General features: G+C 34.5%; 15 protein-coding genes. 5 read left to right on the plus strand and 10 right to left on the minus strand.

The annotated features are described in order from the left end of the window. The first annotated feature begins 157 nt into the window (after positions 1-157). The 5 genes from IPK88_03575 to IPK88_03595 all read left to right on the plus strand — a co-directional run bounded on the left by IPK88_03575 (position 158) and on the right by IPK88_03595 (position 3,730). Positions 158-1,270, plus strand: coding sequence for a GyrI-like domain-containing protein (locus IPK88_03575; protein ID MBK8242481.1), 1,113 nt, complete (start codon positions 158-160; stop codon positions 1,268-1,270). A gap of 100 nt (positions 1,271-1,370) precedes the next feature. Next, positions 1,371-2,045 carry a M15 family metallopeptidase gene (locus tag IPK88_03580; GenBank protein ID MBK8242482.1) on the plus strand — a complete coding sequence of 225 codons (675 nt, stop codon included), beginning with the start codon at positions 1,371-1,373 and terminating at the stop codon, positions 2,043-2,045. 1 nt (position 2,046) lies between these two features. Further along, complete coding sequence (locus tag IPK88_03585; protein ID MBK8242483.1) at positions 2,047-2,604, plus strand: thioredoxin family protein; 558 nt, start codon at positions 2,047-2,049, stop codon at positions 2,602-2,604. Between the two features lie 24 nt (positions 2,605-2,628). Then, positions 2,629-3,255, plus strand: coding sequence for an HAD family phosphatase (locus tag IPK88_03590; GenBank protein MBK8242484.1), 627 nt, complete (start codon positions 2,629-2,631; stop codon positions 3,253-3,255). A gap of 34 nt (positions 3,256-3,289) precedes the next feature. Further along, positions 3,290-3,730 (plus strand): RecX family transcriptional regulator, encoded by a 441-nt coding sequence (locus tag IPK88_03595; GenBank protein ID MBK8242485.1) that lies wholly within the window; start codon positions 3,290-3,292, stop codon positions 3,728-3,730. Between the two features lie 27 nt (positions 3,731-3,757). Here the strand turns inward: IPK88_03595 and IPK88_03600 are convergent, their stop codons facing one another. The 10 genes from IPK88_03600 to nadB form a co-directional block, all read right to left on the minus strand. Further along, positions 3,758-6,244 carry a multicopper oxidase domain-containing protein gene (locus IPK88_03600; protein ID MBK8242486.1) on the minus strand — a complete coding sequence of 829 codons (2,487 nt, stop codon included), beginning with the start codon at positions 6,242-6,244 and terminating at the stop codon, positions 3,758-3,760. A 306-nt stretch (positions 6,245-6,550) separates the two neighbouring features. Then, the gene (locus tag IPK88_03605; GenBank protein MBK8242487.1) at positions 6,551-6,997 is read right to left on the minus strand and encodes a hypothetical protein; all 447 of its coding nucleotides are present in this window, start codon (positions 6,995-6,997) and stop codon (positions 6,551-6,553) included. 75 nt (positions 6,998-7,072) lie between these two features. Next, positions 7,073-9,610, minus strand: a complete 2,538-nt coding sequence (locus IPK88_03610) for a heavy metal translocating P-type ATPase (GenBank protein ID MBK8242488.1) — start codon at positions 9,608-9,610, stop codon at positions 7,073-7,075. Between the two features lie 190 nt (positions 9,611-9,800). Further along, a complete protein-coding gene (locus IPK88_03615; GenBank protein MBK8242489.1) occupies positions 9,801-11,504 on the minus strand; it encodes a multicopper oxidase domain-containing protein in 1,704 nt (567 codons plus the stop codon). 10 nt (positions 11,505-11,514) lie between these two features. Continuing rightward, the gene (locus tag IPK88_03620; protein ID MBK8242490.1) at positions 11,515-12,597 is read right to left on the minus strand and encodes a c-type cytochrome; all 1,083 of its coding nucleotides are present in this window, start codon (positions 12,595-12,597) and stop codon (positions 11,515-11,517) included. Between the two features lie 4 nt (positions 12,598-12,601). After that, positions 12,602-13,618 (minus strand): c-type cytochrome, encoded by a 1,017-nt coding sequence (locus IPK88_03625; GenBank protein ID MBK8242491.1) that lies wholly within the window; start codon positions 13,616-13,618, stop codon positions 12,602-12,604. A 53-nt stretch (positions 13,619-13,671) separates the two neighbouring features. After that, positions 13,672-14,670 (minus strand): T9SS type A sorting domain-containing protein, encoded by a 999-nt coding sequence (locus tag IPK88_03630; protein MBK8242492.1) that lies wholly within the window; start codon positions 14,668-14,670, stop codon positions 13,672-13,674. Positions 14,671-14,708: 38 nt separating this feature from the next. Then, positions 14,709-16,061 (minus strand): hypothetical protein, encoded by a 1,353-nt coding sequence (locus IPK88_03635; protein ID MBK8242493.1) that lies wholly within the window; start codon positions 16,059-16,061, stop codon positions 14,709-14,711. Continuing rightward, positions 16,058-16,633 (minus strand): sigma-70 family RNA polymerase sigma factor, encoded by a 576-nt coding sequence (locus tag IPK88_03640; GenBank protein ID MBK8242494.1) that lies wholly within the window; start codon positions 16,631-16,633, stop codon positions 16,058-16,060. The genes IPK88_03635 and IPK88_03640 overlap by 4 nt, the downstream gene beginning before the upstream one ends. Positions 16,634-16,758: 125 nt before the next feature. Then, positions 16,759-18,360, minus strand: a complete 1,602-nt coding sequence (nadB, locus tag IPK88_03645; GenBank protein MBK8242495.1) for an L-aspartate oxidase — start codon at positions 18,358-18,360, stop codon at positions 16,759-16,761. Positions 18,361-19,023 lie beyond the last annotated feature (663 nt).

Consider the following 19,023-nt stretch of genomic DNA (forward strand, 5'->3'; position numbering starts at 1 on the left):
TCAAGAGTTTAATCCAATCCTTGGAATTGCATATTGCTGCCGTAACATCGAATAGTTAAGATTGCTTATCTTTGCGATTCAATAAATTGTAATTTTCGTATTACATTAAGTTAAATTTATTACTTAGTGTATACTAGAACCTAAAACATCAAAATAAATGATATTCAAGTTTAAATGGGTTTTCATCATTGCTCTCATCGCATTTATCTTATACTGCATAGCATGTATGTTTTCTCCCAAAGTGATTAATGCATCCGCAGATATCAAAATAAATTGCACGAAAGGATTTCTATTTGTAACCATGACGGATACCAAAGAGTGGCCCAAATGGGTTAGTTGGTCCAAGGAAGATCCTGCCTTAAAATATACCACCGGAAAACTCGAAATTAGCCAAGGCGCTAGTTTTTCATTCGTTGGCCCGAAATTCGGAAGTGGATCTGTTGAATTAAACGAAGCCTTTAAAGATTCCGTTTTAACTGCATTGGTTATTAATGATCAATCACCGGTTAACGTTAAAATTACTTTCCAGATCATTCCGGAAAGAAAAAATTCACTTTATTTATATGCCAAAGCTCGTTCAGTTGAACCCATTCCATTTATTAAAAGGGCACTGTGGTTTAATGCAAATGATAATCTTAAAAAACTATTGGCAAATGATTTAACTTCATTAAAATCATATTTGGAAGGAATGATTAATACCAAGTTTGGTATTGAATCAACGATCTTCAAGAAAAAAAGATATTTCGGAATTCGTTCCATAATATTTAATTCAAACATTCCTAAATTTTACGCTGAATCCTATCCTAAAATTTATGCGAAACTGGATTCATTGAATATTCCATTTACAGGACCTCCTGTGGGAATGATATTTGATTGGGAGGGCAGCTCTAATAATGTATTTATAATGGCAGCACTTCCTATAGAAGCAAATATTAAAGCCCCATTGGATTTTGAAGTCATAGATATACCTGATATCCCGTGCTTGAAATTAGAACATTTTGGAATGTACAATACCCTCAAAAAAGCACATTCCAAATTAGATTATATCATGAGCAGTTCTCAATTTGTATTACAACAACCCATCATTGAAGAATATGTAACGAGTCCTTCACAAGAACCAGATACTTCTAAGTGGTTGACCAATATATTTTACCTGTTGAACAACCAGGGCTCCTATTCAAAAGGTGTAGAAAAGAAAAAAACTATGGAGGAGATGATTCAGGAAGAAGAAGCTGAGCGTAGAGAAAAACTCAAAGCATTAAATAAATAATAATATAAAAAGAAAAATCATATTAAGTCTTTGTTTCTTATATGTTATTGGCATATATGGTCAGGATGTTTTTTCTGAAAAATCAATAAACATTGATCCAATGAAAACCTTAATGTGGACTAACAAAACGTATTTCCTGGGACATTTTGATCCCAAAATGCATCCTGATTTCGTTCAGATTGACTCGATGTATTGTTATCGTGAACTCTACATGCTCCAAGAAGCTTATCAGGCATTTGTTGAAATGGCCAAGGCCGCTTTAGCAGATTCCGTACATTTAAAAATCATTTCTGCAACTCGCAATTTCGATTATCAAAAAAGCTTGTGGGAAAATAAATGGACCGGAAAAACACTAGTCGAACAAAAAAAACTAACAATATCGCATAAGAACTTTTTCCACCGAGCTTTAAAAATTATGGAATATACAGCGCCTCCCGGATTTACCAGACATCATTGGGGCACTGATATAGATATCAATGCAGTTGAAGACGAATATTTTCAAAGCGAAGAAGGCAATATTGTTTTCGATTGGTTACAAAAAAATGCAGGCAGGTTTGGATTTTGTCAAACCTATACGGCAAAAGATCATTTAAGACCAAAAGGATATAAAGAAGAAAAATGGCATTGGTCCTATGCAAAAATAGCAGATCAGATCTGGCGCGAACAAATTGCGCAATTTGAATTAAGAGATATTAACAATTTCAAAGGAGCTGAATCGGTTAAAAAAACTAATTTTCTACATGACTTTATATTGTCAATAAACACCTGTCACTAATATGGCCCTAACGGATTCGAATCCCATTCCATTACATTCAGTTGCTCCTGAATTTCAATTAAAAAATGTCGTTACTGATCAATGGATAAGCTTGCCTAAACAGAATGAATTTAAGGCAACAGTCATTATGTTCATCTGTAACCATTGTCCTTATGTCATTCATGTTAATCCGGAATTAATTCGATTAGCTAATGATTATATTCCTAAAGGCGTTCACTTTATAGCTATCAGTTCAAATGATGTAACTCACTATCCTGATGATTCTCCTGAACTCATGCTTGTTCAAGCTAAACAATTAAATTATCCTTTTCCATATTGCTATGATGAAAGTCAAGAAGTAGCAAGAGCATATGACGCAGCATGCACACCGGATTTTTATGTGTTCAATGCTGAGTTAAAACTTGCATATCATGGAAGATTGGATGCATCCAGACCCGGAAATGATTTACCCCTAAATGGTGCTGATATACGTCATGCATTAGACGCTTTATTACTCAATGAAGCACCTTCAGAAATACAATACCCAAGTATGGGTTGCAATATAAAATGGAAAAAATAAGCTTCTGCCAAACTCATTTCTAATATGAATCACATTAAACATCTGCTATTTGATTTTGGAAATGTTCTGCTCAATTTAGATGAGCACAGAACCTGGCAAGGGCTGGAAGAAATATTAGATCCCAAACTTTGTGAAGATATCAACGAACAAGTTTTTTTTCCTTTCGAATGTGGCCTCATTTCTGAAGATAGCTTTTTCAATAGATTACAGCGAAGATCATTACAGGTTTTACAAGGCGACGTGTATGTTAAAATATGGAATGCCATGTTGCTCGATTTACCGGAACATCGAATTCATTTTTTAGAAAAACTTAAATCTGATTACAACATTTATTTATTGAGTAATACCAACATCACCCATTTAAGATCAGTACAACATAAGATAAAACGAAACTATCCTACATTAGATTTCGAAGCTCTGTTTAATAAAATGTATTTTTCACATGATATCCATTTGAGAAAACCAGATCCAAAAATTTATGAATATGTTCTACAAGATGCATCCTTGCAACCCCATGAATGTCTTTTCATAGATGACAAAATAGAAAATATTGAAGCTGCACAAAAACTTGGAATAAATAGTTATCATCATAATTATAATGATGATATAGCTGATATTTTTGAACATATAGTAGCAAAGTTCAATGGCTAAAATATATTCTACCCGGGATGTCTTTTTAGAAAAAATGAAAAAATATTGCTCCTATCAAGAGCGTTCCCATGCTGATGTCAATAAGAAACTCTACGAATTACAATTGGATGCTGAATTGCGTGATGAAATCACTTATGAACTCATTCAGCAAAATTTTCTCAATGAAGAAAGATTTGCCAGAGCGATCGTTCGTGGCAAATTCAGAATGAATGATTGGGGCAAAATAAAAATCAAACAACAGTTAAAACAACACCACATCATCGACTCACTTATAAATGTAGCTTTAACAGAAATCAATGACGAAGACTATATCCAAAAAATAAAAATGCTCATTCAAAAAAAATATGATGCTTTAGCTCATGAACTTCCCTTCAAAAGATTTCAAAAAACAATATTATCTCTGGTACAAAAAGGATATGAACAACCACTCGTTTTTCAGATAGCCAAAAATATGAATTTGGACCATGGAAAATAGTTTTTATTCTGACTATATTTAATAAGATCAATACATCAACGTGCATCCAATTCCAATTCCCATATCGCTATCATAATGTGATGATAAAGAAAAGTATTTTGTTAAAATATATCTCCCTCCAATCATATACTCTTTGTCTGAATTAAACATAATATTCATTCGTAGTCGTTTTGAAATTGGAATATCTTCTCTTCCCAATTGAAGACGAAATTTACCTTCAAGGTCAATTCTGGCATCTGCGAGAAATAACATTGGCAAAGTATAAGTGATGCCTATAACTCCTGTCTTACGATCATTTTTATCGCTCTTTTGGCCAAATAAATTAGTATCATCATTCCCGAAAATATTGTTTTCAGAAGGATTCATTTGTTTGAAGTGATAATCAAAACCTGTATAAGCATATAGCCATTGCATTTTGCCAAAATATCTTCCTATCATGGTTTCACTTTCGTACCCGTGGCGTGCATGTAATCCCAAATGCCAAAGGGTACTTAGCTTCCATCGAGTATTTGCAATCATAGCCTCACCATCAGTGCCATTACTTTCTAAACCCATTCTTGCCATTAAATGAAATTTTCGATCATCTGCAAAAAGTTTCCGTTGAGCTAATTTAGGATTTGGAATTTCAGGGTTAGGTTCCTGATTTTCGTAAGTGAATACTCGACCCATACCACTCATCATATGGTAAAGTATATGACAATGAAAAAACCAATCACCATCTACATTGGCATTAAATTCTAAGGTATCTGTTTCCATAGGCATAATGTCAATAATATTTTTTAGCGGTGCAAAGACACCTTGACCATTGAGTAATCTGAAATCATGCCCATGTAAGTGCATTGGATGTCGCATCATTGAACCATTGTACAATATAAGTCTGATATTCTCTCCTTTTCTAATTAGGATTTTGTCTGCTTCGGATACAACCTTATTATCTAAACTCCATACATATCGATTCATGTTCCCTGAAAGCTGAAAATAAAATTCTTTGACTGGAACATTTTTTGGTAACTGGGTTTTTATAGTTGATTTTAACATTGTATAATTTAATGTGACAATGTCTGAAGTTGTGCCTGTATCTTTTTGTTTCGTATCATTTTTCATGTCGGACATTTCATGTGTCCCATTGTTCTCAGTTTTACCAGTTATTTCTGGATACATCACCACATTCATATCCATTTCATTTAATGACATTTCCATCCCCATATCATCTAATTCACCATTCATCCGCATCATATCATTCATCATCTTCATACCTTCAAAATATTTCAATTTCGGTAAAGGAGATGATAACTGCTTTTCTCCAGATCCTAAAAATAGAGATGCTGAATTCGTTCGGTCTTCTGCAGTAAATAAAAATTCATAAGATACTTTATCTTTTGGAATCGTGACAATTACATCATAAGTCTCAGATACAGCAATAATAAGTCTGTCAACTTCTACAGGTTCAACATCATTACCATCACTAGCCACAATGGTAATCTTACCTCCGCCAAAAGTCAACCAAAAATAAGTGGATGCGCCACCATTTGAAATCCTTAATCTAACTTTATCGCCAACTTTATATTCAGAAAGTTGATTACTATATTTTCCATTAATTAAGAATTTTTCATAATAAACATCGCTCACATCCATGGCATTCATACGTTTCCATTCATTGGTAACTTTTGTTTTAAAATAACCTTGATGAATAGCTTCTGAATAACTTTGGGTTGTTCCTTTTTTTATTGCGAACCAATCCGTAGCATTATGCAACATTCTATGCACTTGTTTTGGATTTGTGTTTGTCCATTCGCTTAAAATTATTGGTATTTTAGGCAGATCATCAATTCCCTTTCTAAACCTTGGATCAGTCGCTTTTTTATTCAAAATCATCGATCCATACATCCCGATTTGCTCTTGGAGTCCTGTATGACTATGATACCAATGGGTACCGTTTTGAATAATTGGAAATTTGTACAAATGAGTTGAGTGTGCTTTGATCGGCATTTGCGTTAAGTTTGGCACCCCATCATATTTATTCGGCAAAAATATTCCATGCCAATGCATTGAAGTTTCTTCATTCAGTTCATTATGAACATAAATTTCAGCTGTATCTCCTTCCGTGAATATTAATGTTGGCATTGGTATTTGACCGTTGACTGCTATAGCTCTTTTGTTTTTTCCTGTAAAATTGACTATGGTATCACGAATAAATAAATCATATCGGACGGTTCTCGGCGCAATAACTACGGCAGAATTAATTGGTGAATGAATGTTAACCATTTGAATACTGTCCTGAACCTTTTTAAGGCTAAGTTTTGATAATATTAAATCCTCTTCCAGAGGTTCCTTTTCCAATTTGACTTTATCGGTCAGTGGTATTTTTATTGTGTCCTTTACCATTGGTAAAGATTTAGGCGAATTAACTTTTGGTGTTGCTTTTGTTTTAATTTTTTTTGCCTTAATTTTCACTAAAGCCATGCCACATATTGGGCATGTACCAGGAGCATCATTATGAATTTTCGGATCCATAGTACAACTATAATAGGATCCATCAGCTAAGGATTTACCATTATTTTGGGCTGAAAGTGTGCATTCGCTGAATAAAAACATATGGAGAAAAAGTATTGTTATTGACAGCACTTTTTGATGAATAATTTTTTGAAAAGCCATCTTATACATTTCACTTTTTGTAAATTAAAATTTTTTTAATATTTCCAATTATAAAAATAAATTCCTATAATACAATATCAAAAATTTATTAAAACATCTTTCAATAAATCTTTGATATTGATTATAAATTAATATTCTAATCTTTTTAGGATTACAAATTTGTTCTTACTTCTTCTTAGTTAAATCCATGCCGCATTTAGTACACTTACTAGGCTTATCACTGGTGATTTCTGGGTGCATTGGACAACTGTAATCCATTGCTGCCATTTTTTTGGTGGTTTTAGTTTTTTTCATTTGCTTCATTTTGTCAGTGCACATTTTTCCACTCATATCCATACAATCTCCGTTCTTCATCACCATCTTTGATCCATCTTTCATCATGCATTCCCCATTTGTCATACATTTAGTTCCGTTTTTCATCACCATATCTTTTTCCATAGGCATCGTTTTACCGTCTTTCATGACCATCATCTTTCCATCTTTCATCATACAACAATCCTTCATCATTGAAGTGTTTTTCTTTTCTTGCGCATTAACACTTAATGAACTTACCGTTAAAAACAGTATAAGCAATGAAACTGTTCTTGTTAAACCAAATCTAAAATTTTTCATAGTATATTATATTTATTTTTCTTCAGTACCGCTGTTGACCGGTCTTCAGTTTCGCTGTTGCCCAATTTGTTTTTTTTATAGTTGCAAATTTCTCAATCTAAGTGCATTCCCAATTACTGAGACCGAACTAAAACTCATAGCTAATGCGGCAATCATTGGCGACAATAAAATTCCAAAAAATGGATACAATACGCCAGCAGCAATTGGAATACCTAAAACATTATAAAAAAATGCAAAGAATAAATTTTGCTTTATGTTTCTCATCACTGCATGACTTAAATTTTTAGCTTTGATTATGCCTTGTAAATCGCCTTTTACTAATGTGATTTTAGCACTTTCAATAGCCACATCGGTTCCTGTTCCCATAGCAATTCCAATGTCGGCTTGGGCTAATGCTGGAGCATCATTGATACCATCGCCTGCCATGGCTACAATTTTTCCTTCGGATTGTAATCGTTTTATTTCGTTTAATTTGTCTTCTGGTAAACAACTTGCTTTATAAGATGATAAGCTTAATTCATCGGCAACTGCTTTGGCTGTATTCGCATTGTCGCCAGTAAGCATCACTATTTCAACACCTTGACGCATGAGTTCCTTTATAGCTTCTTTGCTGGATATTTTTATTGCATCAGCTATCGATACAAAGCCTACTACAATGGCATCAACTGAAATATAAGATACCGTTTTTCCTAGTTTTTGCTCTTCAATAACATTGTTTTCTAAATCATCAGAAATAGTCGCTTGAACTTGTTCCATTAGCTTACTATTACCTAGAGCTACTTTTTTATCGATCACTGTTCCTGTAACTCCTTTTCCTGCAACAGCTTCAAAATCCTTGACTTCTATGAGAGAAATAGATTTAGTTTTAGCATAATTAACTACTGCTTGGGCTAATGGATGTTCGCTGTATTGATTCAAAGAAGCAATGTTTTTTAACAATGCATCTTCATCGTTGTTAGATGAATAAATTCTATCTACTGATGGTTTTCCTTCTGTTATTGTTCCTGTTTTGTCGGTTATTAAAACATTTACTTTGTTCATGTTTTCCAAAGCTTCGGCATTTTTTATCAATACTCCCGCTTGAGCACCTTTACCAACTCCAACCATTACCGACATGGGTGTTGCCAAACCCAATGCACAAGGACAAGCAATAATTAAAACAGCAATCGCATTTATAAAGCCATAAACCAATGCGGGATCAGGACCAAATTGAGCCCAAACGAAAAAAGTTAATCCCGAAATGATGACTACAATTGGGACAAAATATTTAGCAATACGATCTGCCCATTTTTGAATAGGTGCTCTAGATCGACTAGCGTCATTAACCATTTTAACAATTTGCGAGAGCAAGGTTTCAGATCCTACTTTTTCAGCAATCATTACAAAAGACTTATTGCCGTTTATAGTTCCTGCTACAACAGCATCGCCTTGAGATTTATCAACTGGAATCGGTTCACCTGTGATCATGGACTCATCAATACTGCTTTCTCCAGTTGTGATTTTACCATCAACCGGAATTTTGTCTCCAGGTTTTACTCTTAATAAATCACCCTTTTTAATGTCGTGTATAGAAATGACTTTATCATTGCCGTCAACAATTAATATGGCCTCAGTCGGTGCTAATTTTAATAATTCTTTAATAGCTCCGCTCGTTTGGCTATGTGCTCTTGCTTCTAATAGTTGCCCTAATAAAACTAAAGTTAGAATAACTGTTGTAGCTTCAAAATATAATAACACTGCTCCTGTCTCAGTTTTGAATTCATTTGGAAAAATAGTTGGAAAAAACATTCCGAATAAACTAAACAAGAACGCAACTCCAGTACCAATCCCGATTAGTGTAAACATATTTAAATTCCACGTAATTATGGATTTATAGGCTCGTACAAAAAACATCCAGCAAGCATAAAAAACTACTGGAAGTGTTAATAATAATTGTACCCAATTCCATGTTGTGGCATCCATTAATTTGAGTAAAGGATTGTTTGGCACCATTTCTATCATTGCAATAACAAAAACAGGAACAGTGAAAACTACTGCAATCTTCATTTTCTTTACCAAATCATTATAGGTTTTTTTATCCTCACTGTCGCTTGGTTTCAATGGGACTAAATCCATTCCACAAATAGGACATGAACCAAATTCCTCCTTAATAACTTCGGGATGCATAGGACAGGTGTACAATGTTTTAGTAACGGTTATTTCTTGTCCTTTGATTAAATCCATACCACACACTGGGCAGTCCCCGACTTTGTCATAAACTTTATCTCCTTCGCAATGCATCGGACAATAATATTTTCCATTTCCAATACTTGCTATAGCAATTCCTTTTTTGTCACTTGGAGGCTCATTAGAACAACAAGATTCTGAACCTGAATCTTTTGAAGTAGCATCATGTGGACTATTTACATCATTCATTTCTATGGTGTACGCTCCAATTGACCTTAAGGCTGCTTGGAGTACCGTTGTTGGAATGTGCTTTTCCATCGTTATAGTTGCCATTGGCGGGTGTAATGAAACTTTAGCTTCGACACCATCAATCGAATTCAATCTTTTTTCGACTTTGGTACGACAACCATCACAAGTCATTCCAATAATTTTATAAGTATGTACCATTGTTAATATTTCTAATACAAATTCACACAAATCTCATCTCTAATTAGACTAAATTTGTTACACTATAGAACATAAGATTTTCAACATTTATTAATGTTCAAGTAGCTTAATATTAATCCTTTGAAATAACCAGAACAAAAATGTTCTAATTATTTAATATTTACTCATTAATAAAATTTAATGTTGCAAATTATTCTTTAATAAATTTAAATATCATCCTTTTATCTTGCTGAACTATTTTAATTAAATAAATTCCACTATTCCAATTTTGGCAATCCATTGGAATATTGAGATCAGACGTAGAATGAATATATTGTGATTTCACAAGTTGACCCAAAGAATTATAAACAAAAATGTTAACCGGTTTTTTTTCAGGAAGAGTAGCCATGATTCTTATTGAAGTAGAAGATGGATTGGGGAACACATTCACTTTGAATTGATCATTTAAATTGTCTTGATCACTCGTCGGACTTCCATTCACAATAAATTGTCCCATCATACCATCATCTTCATGACTCAAAATATGACAGTGGTACATATAAGGCATTTTTGGATCACTAAAGTCTTCAAATTTCATAACGATTTTCACAGAACCCGTCATGGGTGGAATAGTAATTACATCTTTGCGTCCACGCATATTTGCAGGAGGAGTTGCTCCGTTAATAGAAAGAACATAAAATGAATTACCGTGCACATGGAATGGGTGAGCCATCATCGTTTGGTTTGTTATGGTCCAAATTTCAGTTTTACCTAGTGTTGTACTGAAATTAATTTGTTCCATATCGAACTTCAATCCATTAATATAAAAATTGGTCATGCTCATCATGGGTTGTGCTGTAAAACCAAAAGTTCTTACTGTAGCACCAACTTGTGACAACACAACATTTTTTGTCAAGGTAGCAGGAATATTTTTAATGGCTCCAATAGTGGGGGCAACAACAATGACTTTCATCAAATCAAAATCCGTATTATCTAAAGGTCCCATCATAGTCTGACCACCACCCATTTGCATCATTCTTCCACCAGGATAGCCCTGAGGAAGAAGAGAACCATATTGACGTAAATTCAGGTTTTGTCCCTCTTTTCCTGTAAGGTCCACCAGTATTTCTGCGCGTTCACCTGGAGCTAGTATGAGTTTTGACATTGATACTGGCGCATCAAGCAATCCTCCATCACCCCCTATCTGTTTGAAAGCAAGAGCGTTTTCAAAACCAAAATTAAAAAATCGGTGACTCGATCCATTCAAAAGCCGGAGTCGCACGACCTGCGCTGGCAAACTTAATGTACTTCCTTTAACAACACCATTAACCAATACCTCATTATCTACTTCGTCCAATTCGACTATTTGTTTGTTGGCGTCAAACGTTTTCCATTGAAAAACAAGTGGTACGTCATCAACACCATAAGTTCTTGGTAAATTTAATAGAACTTCTTCTGCATCATGTACAATAATGAATCCCGAAGCACCTTTTACAACTTGATTTAAGGTTTTTCCGTGCAAGTGTGGGTGATACCAATAAGTTGAGGCGTTATCCTTGACTTCAAAAGTAGGAGACCATGTTTCTCCAGCTAGAATTGGCGTATGAGGACTTCCATCATTTTTTGGAGCTAAGTGAAGTCCATGCCAATGGGTAGTGGTCGTATCACCTAATTTGTTATGGACATTAATAGTGATGATTGATCCTTTATTTACCATGAGTGTCGGACCGAGTTGGTTCCCATTGTAGCCGATCGTTTTTGTTTTTATACCTGGGAATAGTTCACTTGTTCCGTTCTGAATCACTAAATTAAACGTTGTGCCGTCGATAATAGGCGGAATAGGAATCTGGGTTTGGGCAATGATTGACCTTCCCAAAAAAAATAAAATTAAACTGAAAATAGAATTTTTTTTCATTTTTTAAACCTTAAAAAGGCGTTTTAAAGGCGGCATTTGTTAAAAAATTAGTATCGCTCAATGTTTTCAAAAAAGCAATCAAATCTGCCTTCTCTTCTAATGTTAATTTTAATCCGCCAGGTTGTAAATTATATTGCAACAATTGGTCAACAGTTTTTGAATTTTTTACACCGCTATTGTAATGATCGATCACTTCTTCAAGTGTAGCAAATCTTCCATCATGCATATAAGGAGCTGTGTGCTCTATGTTTCTTAGCGATGGTACTTTGAATCTTGCTTTTTCTTTATCCAGATTAGTCACTTTATATCTTCCCAAATCTTTAAATTGCGAATCGTTATCCAATCCATTATTCATATAGTCATCATTGGTAAAATTAGCACTTGCATGACAATGAAAACATTCTGCACCACGAAACTTATTGGTAGGATCAAATTCTGTAAAAAATAATTTTCGGCCTCTTTCTTCAGATGCAGATAATGAATCCGTACCTCTCAATGATTTATCATATTTAGATTCCGTAGAAACCATAGTAAACATAAATTGCTCCATCGCAAGACTCATTTTCAAAGCAGTAATACTATCCGTACCAAAAGCACGAATAAATTGGTCTTTATATTTTTTATCAGCAGACAATTTAACAACGACACTTGGTAAAGTCTCATGCATTTCAATTGGGTTTTGAATTGGTCCTAAGGATTGATCTCGCACAGTCGCGGCACGACCATCCCAGAACAAACCGTTGTTATGCCAAGCGAGATTCATAACGGCCATGGCCTGTCGGTCGCCTTCTAGTTTATCAACACCAACACTAAATCTTCGAATATCAGAAAATGCATCTTTCTGTTGATGACAATCAGCACAGGATTGACTTAGATCTTTTGACAATTTCTTTTCATAAAACAACATGCGACCCAACTGAACTCCTGCAATGGTTAAAGGATTATCCGCAGGTAAATCTGGAGTTGGAAAATCTCCAATTTTCAAAACATACGGCGTAGGATCTAATACTGGCACCATTTCTGGTTCATTTTGTTCACAAGCACTTATGAAAACAAAATTTATTATGATATAAAATAAAATTATTTTTTTCATAGAATTATAATTTGAATTCTGGATTTTTGATAAATTCTAAATCGGTCAGGCTATTTAAAAAAGCTAATAAATCTAATCTTTCTTGAGCACTCAGCATAAAAGGTTTTAGAAAAATACTTTTATTTGGATGGGCTTTTCCACCCGTTTGATAATGGTCTATGACGGCATCTAAGGTTTTAAAACTTCCATCATGCATATAGGGGACAGTTAATCCTACATTCCTTAAACTTGGCACTTTGAATACAGCCCTATCTACATCTAATCCCGTTAATCGAATTCTTCCTGAATCTGCATAATCTATATACAATCCATTATTCGTAAAACTTTGATCAGTAAACAAAAAACCATTATGACATTTAGTACAGTTCAATCGCTCACTTGTAAAAAGTGAATAACCTCGTATTACAGTTTCTCCAACAGCATTATTCTTTTTCTGATAAAACCATTGGTCGAATGGTGAATTACCACTTAATAAAGTACGTTCGAAAGCTGCAATAGACCTAGTTATAACAAATGGATCAATTTCTCTATTATAAGCTTTTTGAGCAGCCTCAACGTATGCCGGTATACGCTTCATTCGATCTACAATCAACAACATATTGTAATTAAATTCATTATGCTCTTGAATGGGCACTAAGACTTGCATTTCTAAAGTAGGCACTCCTCCCTCACGCAATAATGCTTTTTGATAGGCCACATTAGCTAAGGATAGAGAATTTCTAGTTCCTGCTCTTTGTTCAATTCCAAAACTTACTGCAGAACTATCAGCAAAAGCTAAATATTGATTGTGACAAGAACCGCAACTTCGGGTACTGTCTTTTGACAAAATTGGATCATAGAATATTTGTTTTCCTAATGCAATCCGAGATCGTGTAAGTTTATTATCATCAGGAATATTTGGATCAGGAAATCCAATAGGTACTTTTAAAAAATATTCATCCGTATTGTTAAGCTTATTTTCATCCTTTTGACAAGCCCACATCAAAATAAAAAGCCCAAAAAGAATTGAAAATTTTTTCATAAAAATTAAAAAAATGGAGTCGGTAAAATTATTTACCGACTCAGTGATAGGTATTATTGAATTACAATAAATTGATTTCTGGATAATAATTGACCATTGTCAAAAAATACAATTTGGTAAATGCCATCGACTAACTGATTTCTTTGAAAATGTATAGTACCTGAATTGGATAAGTCTTTAACCATACTTAAGGTTTGTCCAAAAGCATTCATCACTATCATAGTTAATGGATTTGAACCCGGTAATGAATAGTCTATTGTGGATTCAGTACTACATGGATTGGGTGAAATGACAACATGTTTTGAATTAGCATTCAAATCCTTGCTAGCCACTTGAACTGCAGCAGTAATAAATTTTTCTGTTTCTGCATTTGATGTCATTTTACTGTTAAGAAATGAATTTCCATGCTGAATAAGATTACCAGTCATAGCAATATTTTTAAATAATTGTGCATAATCTAAAATGAGATGTACATCTAATGTTCCATCTTTTGCATTTACAGTAGTTTGTAGATCTAATGCTCTATAAAACTCATCACCTACATTATGAAATTCAAAAGCAGTTTCCGGCTTTCCATCACCATTATTGTCAACCTTACCTTCTATGGCCATGAATCTATATCCCGCTGACCATCCCCAATGCATGGTTGGATTTTGAAGTGATAATGGATGATCACTTGCATATGTTGATGGATCCGCGTGATTATGTGCTGGATCAACACCAAGATGTAATTTAACACCACGAACACCTTCTATATCCCAAGGGCCCATTTCATGAACGTCAGTTGGTTTACTAGCGTCAATCAAGAGATATTGATCTGTTAAAGGCATCATATTTCCATTTGGATTTTGAATTTCAACTTCTGAAATATAAAATTCAGCACGAGTTAGTATTACTTTTTTATTATTCCAAATAGTAAAAACAGTTTTTCCTAAAACTAATGGATCAACACCCACCTTATGGTCAAAAGAAAAAGCGACCTTGTTCATTGTTTGCGAATGCGCATTCGAAACAATCATTACAGATAACATTAAGAGTAAAAAATTCTTCATAAAATTTAAATTTAAAATTAGATTAATTAATTGTTGGTTTATTTGATGTTAAAAAATATTCCTGATTGAATTCCCATTTTTTGTAAACCATGAATTCCATAAGCCACTTCAGGTGAGATTGTGATTCGAATTCTTGGCTTCACATAATAGGCTATGCCTACACCCAATGTTCCTTCCAATATGAATCGATGAATAGGAATAGTATTAAATACTGGAGTTTTATCCGAAGAAAAACACAAGTCCTGGCATAATTCTGAATAATGCACAACAGTATTGGTAACTCGACTGTGATAAGAAATCAAAGTACCAGCACTGAATGAATATTGCAATTTTCTTTTTCCGAATAATCGTTGAACGTTTAATGGCAATACCCATGATTGTACTTTTTGATCAGTACGCATAGCTATAACAAAAGGTTCATCCAATGGCATTGAAGATGGATGATCTTGTTCTGACATTTGAATGTGAATCGAACTTCTTCCTATTGGAGTATTATATTCATAGTTAAAAGCATAATTTTTTAAACCTGGATCACTTGGATTTATTGGAATTGCATCCTTAAGTCTAAGTGTCATATTATGATTAAGTGTTGTATAGTATTGTTGATATGCTAATCCCATTCCAAATCGCCAATGGCGACCATGATCCATTTGAATCTGTATCCCGGATTCAACGCCCATTTTTCCAATATGAGATATGGATTGCGTATTTTTTGAACTTGAATGATTTATATTAAAACATGCAAATTGACCACCTATCCATGTTTTAGAAATTACTTTTTCATGTTTTGGGATGATACTTAGTTTATCTTGTGTCAGGATTTGGAGATCTAATTTTGGCAATTCAATAGCCAATTCATTCCATTTTATTTGCAGTAATTTATCATTGTTGTTTTCAAAATAGTCAGCAATAATAGGGTCGTTTTGAGAAGCTAAAGGATCATGAACTTTTAAATTCAATGCATTGTCCTTTAATAATTGACTCGATTCCATTTTATTATTCAAATGCTTGATCATTCGATTATTATTTAATGGTCCAATGTGAGAATTAGATGTAAACGTTGAAGATTGTTTCAAAATAAATGGATCTTCAGCTGATTCATTAAGATTTGATTCTACCTTGGATTTTGCCTTTTGAACATTTTCCTGTTTATCAGATGAATCACTGTAATATGTCTTGGCATGATTGGTTGTCAAGAAAACCAATATCATTCCAACGAACAACGAAGCGGCCAATGCATACCAAAAAAACACGATTCTTCTTCGATGTTTAGGTAAACGGCCGGCAATTTCACTCCACATATGATCGGGCACATCTGGTTGAAATCCATTCATCGACTTGTTTAAAAGTTCGTCAATATGATCTCTTGATTGATTTTGCTGGAAATTCATATCAATAACATAGATTTTAACATCATTTTTTTCAAAAATTCCTTAGCCCTTGTTAGTTGAGATCTCGAAGTGCTTACTGCAATTCCAAGTTCTTTAGCAATTTGATCATGTGACATATCTTCAAGAACATATAAATTCAATACAGTTCTAAACCCGCTAGGCAATTTTTGTAGCATAATGATCAATTCTTCTGCATCATTTGGATTGTTTAAATCAGAGTCTAAAATCATTGGTTCAATATCCTGTTGTAATTCAATTGTTTTCAATATTTTATTTTTGGCTTTAAGTTGATCTATGGCTGCTCTTGTAAAAATAGTCCTTATCCAGCCCTCCAAACTTCCTTTGCCACTAAATTTACAAATGTCCTTAAAAACATTTACAAATCCCTCTTGAAGCAAATCTTCTGCATCAAGTCGATTATCCATGAATCTTAGACATATTCCAAACATGGTTCGCTTGTATTGTTCGAATAGGCGAAATTGCGCTTCACGCTCACCTGCACAACAAGCTTTAGCCAAAGCTATTTCAGCATCAGGTGAAAGATTTCGCAAATCGCCAACCGGTTTAAACATATAAGTCGGATTTTATTCCGAAAACGCTGCATGGATTCCTAATAAATTGCAATTTAACCAGATAAATTAAAAATCAGCGTAATTAGTTATCCTAAATGAAGCCCAAATATTGTTTTCACGTTTACTTACAACAAAGTCGTTTGCTTGAAAGCATTTTTTTCAGGGTAATCCGTCGTATAATGCAATCCTCGACTCTCATGCCGCATACTAGCTGAACGACTCACTAGATAGGCGATGGTTATCAGATTTCTCAATTCACACAATTGGGGTGATAATAATGTCGTGTTATAAAGGTCTTCCGTCTCCAAATACAACAAATGGAGTCTTTCCGATGCGCGTTTAAGACGCACATTACTTCTTACTATGCCCACATAATAAGACATAATGTCTTTGAGTTCTTTGATAGATTGGGTGATTAAGACCATTTCTTTAGGATGTTTAGTTCCTTGTGTGTCCCATTCCGGAATATCTTCATTGAAACTCAATTGATCTACTGAATGTAACAAATGATCTGCGATTCGTTTTCCGAAAACAGCCCCTTCTAACAATGAATTTGAGGCTAAGCGATTGGCACCATGAAGTCCTGTAGAGGTGCATTCACCACAAGCATACAATCTCTCTATACTGCTGCGACCGAATTCATCTACTTTAATACCACCACACATATAATGACAGGCTGGAACCACAGGGATCATTTTCTCAAAAGGATCAATCCCAAGCGACATGCACTTATTATAAATCGTTGGAAAATGTTTAATAAATTCTTCCCGATCTAAATGTCTGCAATCCAAACAAACATAATCCTCACCACGTGCCTTCATCTCCGAGTCAATGGCTCTGGCTACAATATCACGGGGAGCTAGAGACAATCGTGCATCATATTTATGCATAAATTCTTCTCCATTCTGAGATTTCAAAATACCGCCAAAACCTCGCACTGCTTCTGAGATCAAAAAAGAAGGATTGACCAACGCAGGATTATATAATGAGGTAGGATGAAACTGCACGAATTCCATATTCTCAATATGGCCTTTAGCCCGATACATCATGGCTATGCCATCTCCAGTAGCGATAACCGGATTGGTAGTAGCCCGATAAATTTGACCCGCACCTCCAGTAGCTAAAACTGTTATTTTAGCAAGATGCATTTCTACTTCCAGGTTTTTAAGATTTAATAAATAAGCGCCATAACAATGAATGTCCGGCATAATACGTGTGACATTATAGCCCAGATGGTGTTGCGTCAATACATCAATCGCATAATAGTGCTCTAGAATTTGGATATTGGAATAGCTTGCCACTTTAGCCAACAAAGCTCGTTCAATTTCTGCTCCGGTCAGATCCCTATAATGCAATATTCTATTCTCAGAATGTCCCCCTTCCTTTGCAAGATCAAAATGACTGCTATCTTTCTTATCAAACTGGGTTCCCCAATCAATCAATTCCTGCACTCGAAGCGGCCCTTCTTCCACAACAATTTTTACAATAGCCGGATCACACAAATCATCTCCTGCATCTAGTGTATCATCAATATGCTTTTTGATATCATCCTCATGAAGATCCCACACGGCAGCAATACCTCCTTGAGCGTATCGGGTATTGGTTTCTTCTTTACTGGTCTTGGTAACTATGGATATGGACAGATCTTTCCGCTGCTGAGCGATCTGAATAGCTGTGGTTAATCCTGCTATTCCGGTTCCTATAATGAGTACATCTGATTTAAACAAAACGATATTAAATTTCATCCAAAGGTACTACGGTTTCATGAGGTATCAGGATGGAAGTCTAATTTTCATTTGCTAAGATTTAAGTTTCCAAATCCATTTAAGTCATATCTGATTCAAAGTCAGTTAGAACTACATTATTTGTGGCTTGGCACCTCGGCCGTACCTCGAGGGTAGAGCGACCGTAGATACTTGCTTGTGAGTTGTACTTTATTATTTGTAATATTTTCTTCTATCTAAAAAATTGAAATGCTCCAGAGATCTGACCTAGACAATCGATTACCCGATCGCCATTCAAACTGATTACCTTTCAGAATTTGCCACATCATACTTAACAGGAACAGGGTCTTTTCGCAAGAGAAGCATAGTCGAGGATAAGCCGTGGAATAGACGTGGAATAGGCGCGGAAAAGATGTGGAACATATTTCGTCTTTTCTCGTAATGGAAGAGATGAGTTCTACTATTGATTATGACATTTTTAGTAAATTTCAATTACGAATTACGGGAATGGGAATATCAATTACGAAATTTTAATTACGAATTACGGGACGTGAAAATTAATTTCGAATTACGGGACGTGAATGTCAATGAATTAACACCTGAGGTTTAGATATAATATTGTGAAATATTCTGTGGCCTACCTATATGCCAGAATAGGAAAGATGG

This window comes from Candidatus Defluviibacterium haderslevense (assembly GCA_016712225.1).
Taxonomy (GTDB): Bacteria; Bacteroidota; Bacteroidia; order Chitinophagales; family Saprospiraceae; genus Vicinibacter; species Vicinibacter haderslevensis.